Below are 15,819 nucleotides of genomic sequence, written 5' to 3' on the forward strand. Positions count from 1 at the left end.
CCTGCCATCAAGCCTTCAGACGGTAACGCTGAGCGTCTTGGTGACGAGGAAGGCGTCGATCCCCTCCATGCCGACCTCGGATCCGTGACCGCTCTCCTTGACACCGCCGAATGGCGTCTCGGGCATCGAGATGTTGAACGAGTTGATGCCGACCATGCCGGCCTCGATCGCGTCGCCGAGCCGGGCGATGTTGGAGGCCGAGGAGGTGAAGGCATAGGCGGCGAGCCCATAGGGCAGGCTGTTGGCCTTTTGCACGGCGTCATCGAGCGTGCTGAACGGGTTGAGCACGGCGACTGGGCCGAACGGCTCCTCGCGCATGATCCGCGCGTCGCCCGGCACGTCCGCGAGCACGGTCGGCTCGAAGAAGCTGCCCTCGTTGCCGACACGCCGGCCGCCGGTCAGCAGCCTCGCGCCCTTGGCGACAGCATCCTGCACCAGCGCCTCGACGGCGTCGCGGCGGCGGCCATGGACGAGCGGTCCCATCTGTGTGCTCGCCTCCAGTCCGTCGCCTACCTTGATCTTGGCGGCCCGATCGGCGAAGCCCTCGCAGAAGCTCTTGTAGGACGCGTCCTGCACGTAGAACCGTGTCGGCGACACGCAGACCTGCCCGGAATTGCGGTATTTGCGCTGCACGCCCATGTCGAGCGCGGTCGTCATGTCGGCGTCGTCGAAGACCAGCACCGGCGCGTGGCCGCCGAGTTCCATCGTGGTGCGCTTCAGCCCGTCGGCGGCAAGCTTGATCAGGTGTTTGCCGACCGGGATCGAACCGGTGAACGAGATCTTGCGGATGACCGGCGACGCCAGCAGATGGCGCGAGATCGTGTCCGGCACGCCGAATACGACCGCGATCGCGCCTGCCGGCACGCCCGCATCCACCAGGCACCGCGCCACCGCGAGCGCCGAGGCCGGCGCCTCTTCGCCCGGCTTGTAGACCATGGTGCAGCCCGCGGCCAAAGCCGCCCCCATCTTGCGCGCGGCGTTGCCGATCGGGAAGTTCCAGGCGGAGAAGCCGGCGGCGGGGCCGACCGGCTCGCGCACGACGGTGAAGCGCGTGTCGTGCAGGCGGCCGGGGATGACGCGTCCGTAGCTGCGGCGGCCCTCCTCGGCGAACCACTCCATTTCCTCGGAGGCGAAATGCGTTTCGAGCCGCGCCTCGGCGAGCGGCTTGCCCATCTCGAGCGTCGCGAGGCGCGCGATCTCCTCCTGGCGCTCGCGCATCAGATCGGCGGCCTTCCTCAGGATCTTGCCACGCTCGCGCGGGTTCACGTAGCGCCACGACGCGAAGGCCCGCTCGGCCGCAGCCAGCGCCCGGTCGAGATCGGCGGCGGTCGCGTGCGGCACGACGCCTATGACGCGTCCGTTGGCAGGATTGACGATCGGCTGGGTCTCCCGCGCCGACGCCTCGATCCATTCGCCATCAATGAGGAGTTCAGGAGAAACGTAGCCGCTCGCAACGACGGCAGGGCCCCGGGACACGGCGTTCATCAGTCGTCCTCCTCGATCCGATGGCTGCGCCAACGTATCATCAGGGTCCCTGATAATTGTCAAGACCTAACCGCGATCACCGGTCGTCGGATCCCGGCTCGTCTCGCACCCCGGGAACCCCTCTGATTGAAAGATATCAGGACGCCTGATAACAACCGCTTAGGAAGGAGTAATTCATGAGCGAGCCTGAACACGACATGAGCGGCGGTGTCGAAGTCTGGCGGGGCGGCGTCAATACGTGGGAATGCGACGAGATGGGCCACATGAACACGCGCTTCTACGTCGCGCGCTGCATGGAAGGACTGTCTGTGCTCTTCGCACTCGCCGGACTGCCCGGACTTTTCGCGCACGACGCAACCGCCACAGCGCAGGTGGAGGAGATGCACATCCGCTTCCATCGCGAGGCCCAGTCGGCGACACCTCTCTACATGATCGCCGGCTTCTCTGCCTTGGGCGAATGCGATGCCGAGATCGTGGCTCTGCTGCGGCGCGACATCGATGGCGCGCTTGCGGCCACCTTTCGCATCGTGCTCAGCGCCTCCACGCCGGCCGGCGATCCGATTGCTTGGCCGACACCCTTCCCGGATCGGGCCACGGCTCTTGCGATGGAGGTGCCACCCGAGGCTCGCCCTCGAAGCGTGAACGCCGGTCCCGCACCGTCCTCTGATGCACCGTCCGCACTCGGCGCCCACAGGCGTATCGCACTCGGGTCCGTTGCAACGTCCGACTGCGATGCGTTCGGGCGTATGGTCCCCCAGAAGTTCTTGGGCGCCGTCGCCGACGGCATCCGCGGCCTGACCGCGCCCCTGCGCGAAATCGTCGCCCGGTACGCCGAGACCGTCCCGGAGCGCTTCGGCGGCGCGGTGCTCGAATCTCGCATCGTCCTCGTCGGCCGGCCTCGCGCCGGCGATTGTTTCGAGGTCCGCTCTGCCTTCACCGGCGCGGACTCGAAGACGCTGTTTCTCGAACACTGGATGGTCGACCCTGTCGGCGGTCAGGTCTGGGGCTACATGGAATCGGTGGCGATCGTGTTCGACCTCGACCGCCGCAAGATCGTCGGCATTACCGAAGTCGCGACCGCCGCGCTGAGACCCTTGATGCTGCGTTGAGCAGACGTAAGTGCTCCACGGAACTAACCCTATCCTATCCGCGCGGCCCAAATACCAGGAATGTTCCTCGTTCAGCGGAAGCGCTCGGCAAACGCGACGCTGTTGATCAAGGCCGCCAGCTCCTTGCGGGCGGCGAAGGACGTCTCCGGCGCGGTCGACAGGAAGGCCTTCACGGCCCGCACGGTCGCGGCCGAATTCTTCGCCAGCTGGGTGACGATCCGTTCCGTTTCCGCCTCCAGGGCATCGGCCCCGGTGACGACGCCGATCAGGCTGAGCTCCTTGGCCTCCGCCGCCTCCACCGCGTCGCGTGTTAGCACGAGCCGCGCCAGCGCAGCACGCGGAATGCGGTCGGCGAGCGCATTCATCACCAGCGTCGGCGCGATATCATGGTTCATCTCAGGCACCTGGAAGCGGGCTGTGTCAGCCGCCACCACGACGTCGGCGAGCGCCGCGATGGCGCAGCCTACGCCATTGGCGCGGCCGCGCACCTGAGCCACGACGGGCACAGGAATCTCCCGCAAGACCTGGTAGAAATCGAGCACGGGATCCGAGATCAGCCGCCGCAGATCGAGCGCCGTCGCCCGTGTCCCCGCCGCCGGCGTCGCCGCGCTGCGCCCGGTGCAGAAGTCCGCGCCCGCAGCCTTGACCAGCACCACACGCGTTTCGGTATCGAGCGCGCGCAAAGCTGTCGTAATCGCCTCCGCCATCGCCGGCGTCAACGCATTGCCCTGTTCGGGGCGGTTCAGCTCGATCTCGAGGACGTGGTCGTCGCGCCGGGTAATGATGACTTCGTTCGTCAATGGTCCTCTCCTTCGCTTTGTGTCCGCCCTGCCCGCGCGTCCTGGATCGCCTGCCAGATCCGCATCGGCGTCGCCGGCATCTCGACATGGCGAACACCGAGATGGGCCAGTGCGTCGAGCACGGCGTTGATTGTGACGCCCAGCGCCGGCGTGGTGCCGCCTTCGCCGCCCGGCCGGAAGCCCATCGGGTGGTTCACGGACGGCACCTCGCTTAGGTCGGTCTCGAAGCTTGGGAAGTCGCTGGCGCGCGCCAGCGCATAATCCATCATCGTGGCCGACAGCGCCTGTCCGGTGTCGTCGTCGAAGCGCGACCATTCCAGCAGCGCCTGGCCGGCCCCTTGGACGATGCCGCCATGCGTCTGGCCATGCACGATCATCGGGTTGAGCGCACGCCCGACGTCGTCAACCGAGGTATAGCGCTCGATCACCCATTCGCCGGTCTCCGGATCGATCTCGATCTCGCAAACCGCCGCCCCGTAGGGAAAGGCGAGGCCCGGCGTAACGGCATCGGCGGCGGCGCGGAACGGCCCGCGCAGCGCCTCGGGCAAGCCGCTGCCGTCCTCTCCATGGCGAGCGAGTTCGAACAGGGTCGCTACCCGGTTCGTGCCGGTCACATGAAAGAGGCCATCCGCAAATGCGATTTCTTCCAGCGGCCGCCCCGATATCGCCGCGAGCACCGACCGCGCACGCAGTATGATCACGTCCGAGGCCTGCTGGAACACGATCGAGGCGAAGCGCAGCGACCGGCCGGAATGCGAGCCGCCGCCAGCGGTCACGAAATCGGTGTCGCCGGTTCGGATGCGCACAGTCTCGGGTGGGACTCCGAGCAGGCCGCCGACCAGCTGTGAAAAGGCAGTTTCGTGGCCCTGGCCGGTGTCCTGCGTTCCAACGATGACGTCGACCGATTCAGCGCTGCCGTCGATGGCGATCTCGGCGCGCTCGTGCGGAATACCGCTGGTGCCCTCGATATAGTTGCCGAACCCGATGCCGCGGCAGCGTCCGCGCGTGCGCGCCTCTGCCCGGCGTTCCTCGAACCCGTTCCAGTCGGCAAGATCGAGAGCCCGCTGCATGACCGCTTCGTAAGCACCGTTGTCGTAGGTCACGCCGAACGGGTTCCGGTAGGGCTGGTCCCGCGCCGGGATCATATTGCGGCGGCGCAGATCGATCCGGTCGAAGCCATGTTCGCGCGCCGCCAGGTCGATCATCCGTTCGATGGCGTACATCGCCTCCGGGCGGCCGGCGCTGCGGTAGGGAATTGTCGGCGGCGTATTGGTCATCACCGCCCGCGCAACGACCGATGCGGCCGGGACGCGGTAGAGGCTGGTCATCAGCTGCGCGCCCTTATTGAGCGGCACGTATGAGACGGTGTGAGCGCCGACATTGGCCGTGTTGGTCGAGCGGAACGCGAGGAAATTTCCCTCCGCGTCCAGCGCCAGCTCCGCCTCTATTTCGAGGTCGCGACCCTGGTAGTCCGAGAGAAACGATTCGGTGCGTTCGGCGATGTGCTTCACCGGCCGCCCGATCTGCCGCGCAGCGAGCGCAAGCACGACGAACTCCGGATAGAGCGCATTGCGCGTGCCGAAATTGCCGCCGACGTTCGGCGGCGCCACGACGCGCACCAGCCCCGGGTCCGCGCCGAGCGTCGCCGCCAGTTGGTCCCGCATCATCACAACGCCGACGCCAGAGGACGCATGGAGTGTGAACTGACCGGTGGCGGGGTCATGTGCGGCGGCCGCGCCGCGCGGCTCCATGTGCGCCGGTGACGCGCTGCACGTGGCCGGTAAAGGACACCCGGTGCGGCGCTTTGGCGAAGGCGGCTTCGGTCGCCTCCAGATCTCCGATGACAGCTTCTAGAGCGAGGTTGTCGCTCACATGTGTCCAGAGTTGCGGGCCGCCGTGTCCTGCTGCCTCCGTGGCGCGAACGACCGCATCAAGTTCGTCCCACTCGACGTCGATCAGGTCGATCGCGTCCTTGGCGATGTCGACGCTTTCGGCGATCACCGCGGCGAAGGCCTCGCCGACGAAGCGCACCTTGTCGGACGGCAGCGCATGGTGTGGTGTCCGCGCCCGCTCCGACCCGTCCGTATTGGCCAGAGGAACGTCGGCACCTGCTCCGGACGAGCCGATGTTATGGGGGATCGGCACAATGCCGGCCGATGCGACGTCCTCGCCGGTCAGTACGGCCAGGACCCCGGGATGCGCCCTTGCCCCGGTGACATCCAGTTTGACGATGCGCGCATGGGCGTGCGGCGAGCGGACGAATACGGCGTAGGCGGTGTTCTCGAACGTCAGGTCGTCGGCGAAGCTGCCGGCGCCACGCACCAGGCGATCGTCTTCTGTGCGCCGGATGCCCTCGCCGATCCCCTTCATCCGATCGTCCTCCTTTGTCGCCGGCCCCAACGGCCATCACCGGGCTGAGGTCGCCTCTCCTCCTGGCAGCGCAGCCACGACCATATATCAGGGAGGCTTATATACCATCATCAGCGTATTCAATACGCGCACGCCGAAAATCGTCAGATGCGCTCCGCCGGACACCACCAGTCTCTGATCCGTCCGCGAGAGACCCCTTTCTCGGCTACAAAGACGGGTAGGTCATCGGCAGGTGGGACGTTGTCCGCCCTGAACCGCGCCGGGTTGATCGGAGGCTCCAATCCTTGAGAAGGTGGAGCCATGACAAGCAAGACAACGAACAGGTTTTCTCCCGAGGTCCGTGCCCGCGCGGTGCGGCTGGTTCTGGATCACGAAGGCGAGCACACCTCGCGGTGGGCGGCGGTGTCGTCGATCGCCGCCAAGATCGGCTGCACGGCGCAGACGTTGCATGAGTGGGTGAAGAAGGCCGAGCGCGATAGCGGCGTTCGCGCCGGTGTGCCTACGGATGTGGCGACGAAGCTCAAGGCTCTGGAACGCGAGAACCGCGAGCTTCGGCAAGCCAACGAGATCCTGCGCAAGGCGAGCGCGTATTTTGCCCAGGCGGAGCTCGACCGCCGGTTCAGGCCATGATCGCGTTCATCGACGATCATCGTGGGGCGCATGGGGTCGAGCCGATCTGCAAGGTGCTGCCGATTGCCCCGTCGACCTACCATGACCGTGTCGCCAAGCGCGTCGATCCCTCCCGGCTGTCGGTTCGGGCAAGACGGGATGCAGCCTTGAAGGATGAGGTTCGCCGCGTGTTCGAGGCTAACTTCCGCGTCTACGGCGTTCGCAAGGTCTGGCGCCAGTTGCAGCGCGAGGGCTTCGATGTTGCCCGCTGCACGGTTGCCCGCCTGATGAAGGCCATGGGTCTCGAAGGCATCATCCGCGGCAAGCCGCTCCGCACCACGGTGAGCGACAAGGCCGCACCTTGTCCGCTCGATCACGTCAATCGCCAGTTCCATGCCCCGGCACCGAACATGCTGTGGGTCTCCGACTTCACCTACGTCGCGACCTGGACCGGCTTCGTCTATGTCGCCTTTGTCATCGACACTTATGCGAGAAGGATCGTCGGCTGGCGGGTGAGCCGGACGGCGCATGCGAGCTTCGTCCTGGACGCTCTGGAACAGGCTCTCCACGATCGGCGGCCAATCCATCGCGGTGGGCTCGTGCACCATAGTGATAGAGGCAGCCAATACGTCAGCATTCGATACACCGAGCGCCTGGCGGAAGCCGGCGTCGAGCCGTCGGTCGGCAGCGTCGGCGACAGCTATGACAACGCTCTCGCCGAAACCATCAACGGTCTCTACAAGGCCGAGGTGATCCACCGACGCGGACCATGGCGCTCATTCGAGGCAGTCGAGTTCGCGACGTTGGAATGGGTGGACTGGTTCAACAATCGCCGGCTGCTGGAGCCCATCGGCAACATCCCGCCGGCGGAAGCCGAGGAACGCTACTACGCCATGCTGGTAGAACCAGCCATGGCCGCGTGACTCAAACGAAACGGCCTCCGGAAAACCCGGCGCGGTTCACCCCGAGGTAGAGGGGCATGATCGCATTGGCCCAAGCCACTTGTGCAGGAAGGCTCCTTCCGCGACTGGATCGATTTTTAGTGAATGCATGCTAACCAAATGAATTGCGATACGCTCACGATGTGAGCTGCTCTGCGTGTTTGGATCGCTCCGGGTCGGAACTTCGGGGTGGTGAGGCTGAGGGCGGGACGGCCGCCAGGAGCCTTTCATGAGCGATATCGGCGGCTTGTTGCCGATATCGCTGTGGGGTCGGACTATGTAGTCTTGACACCATTCCTCCATCTTGGCCCGGGCGTCGTCAAGACTCAGGAACCGGTGGGCGTTCAAGCACTCCGCCTGGAACTTGCCATTGAACGACTCGATGAATGCGTTATCCGTGGGCTTTCCCGGCCGAGAGAAATCGAACTCGACACCTTCACTCGGCGCTTCGGTCTTCGGCGGGCAATCGATTCACTGGATCGCTTGCTTGTCCGCCTCACCGTTCCGCAGCTGATGGCCCATCTCGTAAAGGCGATAGATCCGTTTCGGATTGACCACCCAGCCCTCGCGACGCAGCAGGACATGGACCCGCCGGTAGCCATAGCGCACCCGCATCTGGGCGATCTCCCTGATTCTGGCTTTGAGGTCGGCCTGCTCGCCGCGCTTCGACCTGTAGTGATAGAGCGACGTATCAATTCGAAACGTCGCACAAGCCCGGCGGATCGACACCTTCCAATCCGCACGGACCTCATCAACGAGCCGTCGCCGGCAGGCAGGCTTCATAGCGTTCCCCGGACAACATCCTGCAGCATGGCCTTGTCGAGCGGCAGGACGGCGACGATCTTCTCGGCTTCTGGCGGCATAGTTATGTTGTCCTCTAACTCCTTTAGGGCCGTCAGCAGGGAGAATTATAGTCGGTGAAATCCGATACCGCCCGCCGCCACCTTAGAAAGAACCCGGCCCAAAGCACTTTTTAGCCCCGCTTTTTGTAATGGCGTTCATCCACCTCGTGTGGGTGCATTGGCTCCGCCAATTACGCCTCCGCCACAACTGTACTTGGCGCGAGGTCTTACCAGACCAGCGATTCGCAAAGTCCGCGCGGATGTGGCAATCTGTTTCCGTTGCGGCAGCAGGAACATCGTCATGGATGCCAACGTGACACGCAGGTCGTCCCCGGGCGTCAAGCGCAAGGAACTGGTCGGCAAGCTCAATCAGACGTGCATGCTGGCGTTCAGGGCCGCGGCCGATACGGCCAAGATGCGCGGCAACCCCTATGTCGAGCTCGTCCACTTCATCCAGCAGCTCGTGCTGTCCGACCGTTCCGACGTGCAGATGATCCTCGCCGAGGCGGGCGTGGACGCCAGCCGGATCGCCGCCGACATCACGCGGGCGCTCGACAAGCTGCCGCGTGGTGCAACCTCGATCGAGGAGTTCTCCGACCACATCTTCCACGCCATCCAGGAGGCGTGGAACCTTGCGCAGCTCGAGTTCGGCGTCGACGAGGTGCGCAGCGCCCACATCCTGCTCGCCGGGCTGAGGACGGCGACGCTCGAAGGCCTGCTGTCGAAGATCAGCGGCGAATTCGACAAGATCGACGCCGATGCGATGATCGGTCGGCTTGACGACGTGCTCGACGGGTCTCTCGAAGGCCCCGCCGCTGCAGACGCACCGGAAGTCCAGGCTCCCAGGCGCGGGCCGGGCGCGGACTCGGCGCTGGCTAAATATGCGCAGGATCTGACGCAGAGCGCCCGCGAGAGCAAGATGGACCCGGTCGTCGGCCGCGATCCGGAGATCCGCCAGATCATCGATATCCTGATGCGCCGGCGGCAGAACAATCCGATCCTCACCGGCGAGGCGGGCGTCGGCAAGACGGCGGTCGTCGAGGGCTTTGCGATGCGCGTTGCCCGCGGAGACGTGCCGCCGGCGATGCGCAACGTCAGTGTGCGGGCGCTGGACATCGGGCTGATGCAGGCTGGCGCGAGCGTCAAGGGCGAGTTCGAGAAGCGGCTGAAGGCGGTGATCGACGAGGTGCAATCGTCGGACACACCGATCATCCTGTTCATCGACGAGGCGCATACGCTCATCGGAGCCGGCGGGGCGGCGGGCACGGGCGACGCCGCCAACCTGCTCAAGCCGGCGCTCGCGCGCGGCGAACTCCGGACCATCGCTGCAACGACCTGGGCCGAGTACAAACAGCATATAGAGAACGATCCTGCGCTGACGCGGCGTTTCCAGGTCGTCAAGGTTGACGAGCCGTCCGAAGCGACCGCCATCCTGATGCTGAGGGGCGTGGTGAGCAATCTGGAGAAGCACCACAGGGTGCAGGTTCTAGACGAGGCGCTGGTGGCCGCGGTTTCGCTGTCCCAGCGCTACATACCGGCCCGCCAGTTGCCGGACAAGGCCGTCAGCCTCCTCGACACCGCCTGTGCCCGGGTCGCGGTTTCGCAGCATGCGACGCCGGCGGAGGTCGAAGATATCGAGCGGCGGCGGCAGGCGCTGGCCGTCGAACAGGAGATCATCGAGCGCGAGGCGGCCATCGGCATCGATGTCGGCGAACGGCGCGCGCGTGTCGAGGCCGCGCTGGCGGAATCCGAGACGGCGCTGGCGGCCGCAACGGAGCGCTGGAACCGCGAGCGCGCGCTGGTGACGGAGATCCTCGACCTTCGCGCCAAGCTGCGCGGCGAAGCCGTCGCGCTGGATGACGTGACCGCGCCGCAGGATGGCGACGCGGTAGCGACCGATGAAGCAACGCAATCCGCCCCTCCGGACGACATCGCGCCGGACACGGCGGCCGACCTCGCCCGCCTGAGCGAGCTGATGGCGGAGCTCGCGGACGCGCAGGGCGAGGCGCCGCTGGTGCTGCCCTCCGTCGACCGGAACGCGATCGCCTCTGTCGTGCAGGACTGGACCGGCATACCGACCGGCCGCATGCTGTCGAGCCAGACGGAAAAGGCGTTGAGGCTCGCCGAGACCCTGTCGACGCGGGTCGTCGGCCAGGACCACGCGATGGAGATGATCGCCAGGCGCGTGCAGACCAGCCGCGCCGGGCTCGGCGCGCCGGAAAAGCCGGTCGGCGTCTTCCTGCTCTGTGGCCCCTCAGGCGTCGGCAAGACGGAGACTGCGCTTGCGCTCGCCGAGACGCTTTATGGCGGCGAGCAGAACCTGATTTCCATCAACATGTCCGAATTCCAGGAAGCGCACACTGTCTCAACGCTCAAGGGGGCGCCGCCCGGCTATGTCGGCTACGGCAAGGGCGGTATCCTGACGGAGGCGGTGCGCCGCCGCCCCTATTCGGTGATCCTGCTCGACGAGGTCGAAAAGGCCCATCCGGACGTGCACGAGATCTTCTTCCAGGTGTTCGACAAGGGCATGATGGATGACAGCGAAGGACGCCGAATCGATTTCAAGAACTCGCTGATCCTGCTTACCTCGAATGTCGGCTCAGACGTGATCATGGCGAAGACAGACAACGGTCGTCTTCGCACCGGCATCGACGATCTGGACAGCGCACTGCGGGCACCGCTGCTGAAGGTCTTTCCCGCAGCCTTTCTCGGGCGCGTAGTGACGATTCCCTACTATCCGCTGTCGGACGCGATGATCGAGTCGATCACACGCCACCAGTTCGCCAAGATCGCCCGCCGGCTGCGTGCCAATAACGATGCAGAGCTGGTCATCGGCGAAGGAGTGCTCGACCTGATCAAGGCGCGTTGCACGGAGATCGAGTCGGGCGGGCGGATGATCGATGCGATCCTGACAAATACGGTACTTCCGGAACTCAGCCGTGGCGTGCTGAACCGCTCGCTGGAAGGCAGCGCGTTCTCCAGGGTGATGATCGAAGCCTCCGATTCCGGATTCACTTATTCATTTGTTTGAAGTCGACTGTTTCCCCGGGGGTGAGATCGAGACAGACTCGCGCTGAACTCTATTTTGGATCAACTGGTTACTGGTCTATTGACCACTTTGACTGAAACGCGGTCTCCTACTTCCCTTAGGGTAGGTGCAGGAGGTATGATCGCGCAGTTGTTCTCTGATGCTGCAACTCGTCGGCAACGGAGGTTGCGTTGATCGAACTGGCTCAGTGGCTGGCTCCGTTGGACGGTGAGAACCCGTCGGGGGAAGATTTGCGCAACGATGCCCGCTTCCATGACCTCGAGCGGATCCTGGAACCACAGGTGAAGGTCGTCTACGACGACCGCAACAAGCCGACGACGCAGGTCAGCACGCCGGTCGACTGGAACACGGTACTCGCACGGGCGGCCGAGCTGCGGATACATGGACGCGACCTGCGGTTGCTGGTCGTCGTGACGCGCGCGCTTGCCAACGAGGAAGGTCTCGGTGGCCTGGCAGAAGGGCTGACGCTCATTGCCAAAAGCTTCGAAGCCTATTGGGAGAACATGCATCCCATGTTGCGCGCCGGCCCGCCGCGCGACGCCGCGCTGCGCCGCATCAACGCGCTGCTCGATCTGCAGAATGGCCAATCCGGTTTGCTCAGCGACCTCAGGCAGCGGGCCATGTTTTTCTCCCCCGGCATCGGCGGGATAACCGGGCGCGATCTGGAGCAGGCCTGTCTTGACGATCGGGCAATGCTCCAGGAAGCCGCATCCGGCCTGAATGCGGCCGAGAAAGCGATCCTGTCCAAGGCGCATGAACAGCTGATCGGCCGCGTACGAACGGCGATGGCGGCGTTTGCGGACAGGTCGGCCACGGATCTCGCGGCCCTGGTCGAGGCGGCCCGCGCGGCGCGGTCGGCGATGGACCAGCTCGATGTCGTCGTGAACGCCCGGCTCGAGACTGTCGGCCCGGCGATCCCCGAGTTGAGCCGTTTCATCGACCGGGTGCTGGCGAGTCTGGAGCGTGTGCAGCCCGCCAAGGTCAGGGCCGAGCAGACGGTGAATCAAGCGGCGGCGCCCGCGGCGGCACCCCTCCCCAACGGTCACGTCGCGGACTTTCCCTCTTCGATTTCCGCGACCGGTCTGCCCGATCGGATCACCTCTCGCGACGACGTCGTGAAGTGTCTCGACCTCGTTGTCGCGTTCTACGACCGGACGGAACCTTCGAGCCCCATTCCGCACCTGGCGCGCCGCGTCCGGCGGATGGTCCACATGGATTTCGTCGAGTTGATGGAAGATCTCGCGCCGTCGGGACTGAAGGAATTCCGGCTTCTCGCCGGCATGCAGGACAAAGACAAGAAAACCGCTCAGAAGGACGAAAGGTAGCGTACATGGCCGAAAGCAAAGCCAAAGTCATAGAGCGAAACCGCGCACCCCGCGTGCAAATCGCTTATGACGTCGAGCACTATGGAAGCCCGACGACGATTGAACTGCCCTTCGTGATGGGCGTCATGGCCGATCTGGCCGGAGCCTCCCAGACGAAAGAAGCGCAGAAGACCTTGCAGGAGCGCGGCTTCGTCGAGACGGATGCGGGGCGTTTTCCGAAATTCATGGAAGCGCTTGGGCCGCGCGTGAAGGCGCGGGTCAAGAACGTGCTCCCGCAGGCAGACGGCAATGAACGCGACGAGGAACTCGCCGTCGATCTCACCTTCAGCAGTATGGGCGACTTCGCTCCGGACCGGATCGCCGAGCAGGTGCCGCAGCTTGCCGAGATCCTCAAGATGCGGCGGCAGCTGGAAGAGCTCCTTGGCTTCATGGACGGACGCGTCGATGCGGAAAAGCGCATTGCCCAGATGCTGAACAACGAGCCGTTGCTCGCGCAGATCGCCGATCAGGCAATGAGCGAAGACAAGGGTGGAGAATAAGCCATGGCCGAGAAACAGAAGAGCACAGCCGCGGCATCCGAAGCCGAAGCCGTCGACCTGGGCGAGTTCAGCGAACTCCTCGAGAAGGACTTCAAGGTCAAGAAGGACGACAGCGAAAGGCTGCAGCAACTCGTCCGCAATCTGGCGCTTGCGGCGCAGTCGCGCTCCGAGACGACGACGATTTCATCGAATGCGATCCGTTCCATCAAGTCGCTGATCGCCGGCATCGACAAGATGCTGTCGGCCCAGATGAACGAGATCCTGCACGCGCCGGAGGTGCGCGAGATGGAAGGGACCTGGCGCGGCCTCTGGTATCTCGTCAACAACACGGAGACGGACCAGAAGCTCAAGATCCGTGTAATGAACATCTCGAAGACCGAACTGGCGGACACGCTGGAGGACTTCGAGGGCCAGATGTGGGACCAGAGCCCCATCTTCAAGAAGACCTACACGGACGAGTATTCCATGTTCGGCGGCGAGCCGTTCGGCGTCATGATCGGCGCCTATGAATTCTCGAACCATCCGCGCGATGTCGGCCTGCTTCGCAACATGTCCGGCATCTGCGCCTCGGCCCACATGCCGTTCATCGCAGCGGCGTCTCCCCGGCTCTTCAGAATGGACAGTTGGCAGGAGCTCCCAAATCCGCAGGATCTGCAGCAGATCGTCTCGAACCCGGCCTATGCGTCGTGGCAATCGCTGCGCGAAAGCGAGGACGCCCGCTACATCGGGCTGACCATGCCGCGCGTTCTCGCACGCCTTCCCTACGGCGCCGAGACCGTCCCTGTGAAAGGTTTCGCATTCGAAGAGGAAGTTCAGGGCGATCATAACAAATATGTCTGGATGAACGCGGCTTTTCCGATGGGTGTGAATATCAACAGGAGCCACAAGTTGTACGGCTGGGGCACGCAGATCAGGGGCGTCGAGAATGGCGGAACAGTCCTGAACCTGCCGGTTCACTCGTTCCCGACCGACGACGGCTCGATCGCGATGAAGTGCCCGACGGAGGTCGCGATCGACGACCGCCGCGAAGCCGAACTGGCCAAGCTGGGGCTGATGCCGATCCTGCACCGCAAGAACACCGATCTTGCAGCCTTCATCGGCGCCCATTCCCTCCAGGACGACGAGACCCGCGCCGGCCGCCTGGTCGATCCCGACGCGCAGTCGAACGAGCGGTTGAGCGCCAACCTGCCCTACCTGTTCCCCGTGTCGCGCTTCGCGCACTACCTCAAGGCGATCGCCCGCGACAAGGTTGGCTCGTTCAAGGAACGCGCCGACATGCAGATCTGGCTGACGGAGTGGATCAACCGTTACGTGCTCGCCAATCCGGCGTTTGCCGACGACAAGGCGCGGGCGAAGCGTCCTCTCGCCGCAGCCGAGGTTCAGGTCGACAGCGTCGAGGGGCGTCCCGGCTACTACAACGCCCGCTTCTATCTGCGGCCGCACTACCAGCTCGAGGGCATCAACGCATCGTTGCGCCTCGTATCCGAACTGCCTTCCGTGAAGTCGTGACTGTTCGTTTGAGAAATGGAGCGCGAAATGCCTGATACGAGAACGAAGATCGACGGATTTCTAAAGGTTCCAGACATTCCGGGCCCGAGCGAACGCGACGGCCATGAGGAAGAGATCGAGGTCTACGGCGTCGATTTTTCGATGGTCGCGCCTCACGATCCGAACTCGCTGTCCCGTCGCGGTCGTGTCGCGCTCGGCGCGGTCGAGTTCACCAAGCACTACGACAAGTCGTCGCCCTATCTGAAACAAGCACTCTATGAGAACACCAAACTCGACGAGGTGGTGTTCACCTGCCGGCGCACGATCGAGGGCGAAACCAGCGATTATCTGGTGGTGACGATGACCGACGCCTCGGTCATTTCCTACAACATGCACCACAGTCCCGACGAACCCGACGTGATCGAAGACAAGGTCGGATTCGCCTACAAGAAGATCAAGTTCGTCTACGACGACGACCACGAGACAGAGATGAATGTCGCGACCGGAGTCTGAGCGACTAGGCCGACGACCGGACAGGGGACTCGCGTCCGCGGCGGGCGGAAGCTCGGCAACGCGCGAGACCCTGCAGCCGTCGCTCTGGGATCGGCTGGTCGACGACATGCCGGGACTGGAGACGGAGATCGACGCGATGCGCCGCTCCGCAGATGCCGAGATCGGCGCCGAGCGCGTGCAGACGCTGCTCGGCGGCAGTGTGCGTGCAATCGAAGCCGCTCCCGATCTCAGCGCCGAACAAAAGCAGAAGCTGCAGCGCCTCGCCTTCCAGACGCGTCGTCGCGATGAGCTTCAGACGCTGAACGTCGTCGTGTCGAACAGGGTTCTGCGCGAGGCGGTGCGCCGCGACATAGAGGCGCTGTTCAACACCGAACGATACGAGGCCGTTCCCCTTCGATCCGAATGGGAGGCGGAGCATTTCGACGACGGCATCCTCGACCTTGCAGACTTTCCCGAGGTGCGAAGAAGCGTCGTCAACTACGGCGTGCCGCCCTTCTCCGGCCGATCGTCGCGCGATTTCGATCGCGATGAATTGGCCCGCGAGATCCGCGCGGTGCTCGCAACCTTCGAGCCGAGGCTGAAGCAGGGGGCGACCAAGGTCGACGTGACGCTCGGCGACAAGACGAGCGGCGTGAGGATCGAGATCGACGCGGTGCTGATCACAACGCCAAGCCCGGAGCGCATGCGCCTACGCACCACCATCAACCTCGAGAACGGCAAGGCTCGAACCGAATTCAGGGACGGCTGAC

General features: G+C 64.5%; 14 protein-coding genes and 1 other annotated feature. Of the genes, 8 read left to right on the forward strand and 6 right to left on the reverse strand.

All coding sequences use genetic code 11. The features are described 5' to 3' along the window. Positions 1-15: 15 nt before the first annotated feature. Positions 16-1,485 carry an NAD-dependent succinate-semialdehyde dehydrogenase gene (locus LRS09_RS05980; RefSeq protein ID WP_257804894.1) on the reverse strand — a complete coding sequence of 490 codons (1,470 nt, stop codon included), beginning with the start codon at positions 1,483-1,485 and terminating at the stop codon, positions 16-18. Positions 1,486-1,661: 176 nt separating this feature from the next. On the opposite strand from LRS09_RS05980, the gene LRS09_RS05985 reads away from it, so the two are divergent. Continuing rightward, complete coding sequence (locus tag LRS09_RS05985) at positions 1,662-2,594, forward strand: thioesterase family protein (protein WP_257804895.1); 933 nt, start codon at positions 1,662-1,664, stop codon at positions 2,592-2,594. A 71-nt stretch (positions 2,595-2,665) separates the two neighbouring features. On the opposite strand, the gene LRS09_RS05990 is transcribed toward LRS09_RS05985, so the two are convergent. Genes LRS09_RS05990 through LRS09_RS06000 form a run of 3 tightly spaced genes read right to left on the reverse strand, consistent with a single transcriptional unit; the run spans position 2,666 to position 5,764 of the window. Further along, positions 2,666-3,394, reverse strand: a complete 729-nt coding sequence (locus tag LRS09_RS05990; RefSeq protein ID WP_257804896.1) for an enoyl-CoA hydratase/isomerase family protein — start codon at positions 3,392-3,394, stop codon at positions 2,666-2,668. Further along, entirely contained in the window at positions 3,391-5,145 is a 1,755-nt protein-coding gene (locus LRS09_RS05995; protein WP_257804897.1) for a xanthine dehydrogenase family protein molybdopterin-binding subunit, read from the reverse strand. The genes LRS09_RS05990 and LRS09_RS05995 overlap by 4 nt, the downstream gene beginning before the upstream one ends. Then, positions 5,114-5,764, reverse strand: a complete 651-nt coding sequence (locus LRS09_RS06000) for a hypothetical protein (protein ID WP_257804898.1) — start codon at positions 5,762-5,764, stop codon at positions 5,114-5,116. Before LRS09_RS06000 ends, LRS09_RS05995 begins: the two co-directional genes overlap by 32 nt. Positions 5,765-6,064: 300 nt before the next feature. On the opposite strand from LRS09_RS06000, the gene LRS09_RS06005 reads away from it, so the two are divergent. Next, positions 6,065-7,296 (forward strand): IS3 family transposase gene (locus tag LRS09_RS06005; RefSeq protein ID WP_257804818.1). Its coding sequence is split into 2 segments (ribosomal slippage): positions 6,065-6,356 and positions 6,356-7,296, totalling 1,233 coding nucleotides; the frame shifts between segments, so codons are not numbered across the junction. Further along, positions 6,349-6,465, forward strand: a sequence feature (AL1L pseudoknot). Its footprint overlaps the gene before it by 117 nt. 36 nt (positions 7,297-7,332) lie before the next feature. On the opposite strand, the gene LRS09_RS30190 is transcribed toward LRS09_RS06005, so the two are convergent. Together LRS09_RS30190 and LRS09_RS30195 are read right to left on the reverse strand one after the other, a co-directional pair. Beyond that, a complete protein-coding gene (locus LRS09_RS30190) occupies positions 7,333-7,785 on the reverse strand; it encodes a transposase (RefSeq protein WP_374684898.1) in 453 nt (150 codons plus the stop codon). After that, positions 7,786-8,043 carry an IS3 family transposase gene (locus LRS09_RS30195; protein ID WP_374684811.1) on the reverse strand — a complete coding sequence of 86 codons (258 nt, stop codon included), beginning with the start codon at positions 8,041-8,043 and terminating at the stop codon, positions 7,786-7,788. A 426-nt stretch (positions 8,044-8,469) separates the two neighbouring features. On the opposite strand from LRS09_RS30195, the gene tssH reads away from it, so the two are divergent. From tssH to tssE, 6 genes are all read left to right on the forward strand, one after another. Further along, the gene (tssH, locus tag LRS09_RS06015) at positions 8,470-11,187 is read left to right on the forward strand and encodes a type VI secretion system ATPase TssH (protein ID WP_374684812.1); all 2,718 of its coding nucleotides are present in this window, start codon (positions 8,470-8,472) and stop codon (positions 11,185-11,187) included. Positions 11,188-11,375: 188 nt separating this feature from the next. Next, complete coding sequence (gene tssA / locus LRS09_RS06020; RefSeq protein ID WP_257804900.1) at positions 11,376-12,530, forward strand: type VI secretion system protein TssA; 1,155 nt, start codon at positions 11,376-11,378, stop codon at positions 12,528-12,530. A 5-nt stretch (positions 12,531-12,535) separates the two neighbouring features. Then, positions 12,536-13,069: a type VI secretion system contractile sheath small subunit gene (gene tssB, locus LRS09_RS06025; protein WP_257804901.1), complete on the forward strand. Its 534-nt coding sequence runs from the start codon at positions 12,536-12,538 to the stop codon at positions 13,067-13,069. Positions 13,070-13,072: 3 nt separating this feature from the next. Further along, the gene (gene tssC / locus LRS09_RS06030; protein ID WP_257804902.1) at positions 13,073-14,578 is read left to right on the forward strand and encodes a type VI secretion system contractile sheath large subunit; all 1,506 of its coding nucleotides are present in this window, start codon (positions 13,073-13,075) and stop codon (positions 14,576-14,578) included. Between the two features lie 27 nt (positions 14,579-14,605). Further along, the gene (locus LRS09_RS06035) at positions 14,606-15,070 is read left to right on the forward strand and encodes a type VI secretion system tube protein Hcp (RefSeq protein WP_257804903.1); all 465 of its coding nucleotides are present in this window, start codon (positions 14,606-14,608) and stop codon (positions 15,068-15,070) included. Continuing rightward, the gene (tssE, locus tag LRS09_RS06040; protein WP_257804904.1) at positions 15,051-15,818 is read left to right on the forward strand and encodes a type VI secretion system baseplate subunit TssE; all 768 of its coding nucleotides are present in this window, start codon (positions 15,051-15,053) and stop codon (positions 15,816-15,818) included. The genes LRS09_RS06035 and tssE overlap by 20 nt, the downstream gene beginning before the upstream one ends. Position 15,819 lies beyond the last annotated feature (1 nt).

This window comes from Mesorhizobium sp. J428, from assembly GCF_024699925.1.
GTDB lineage: Bacteria > Pseudomonadota > Alphaproteobacteria > Rhizobiales > Rhizobiaceae > Mesorhizobium_A.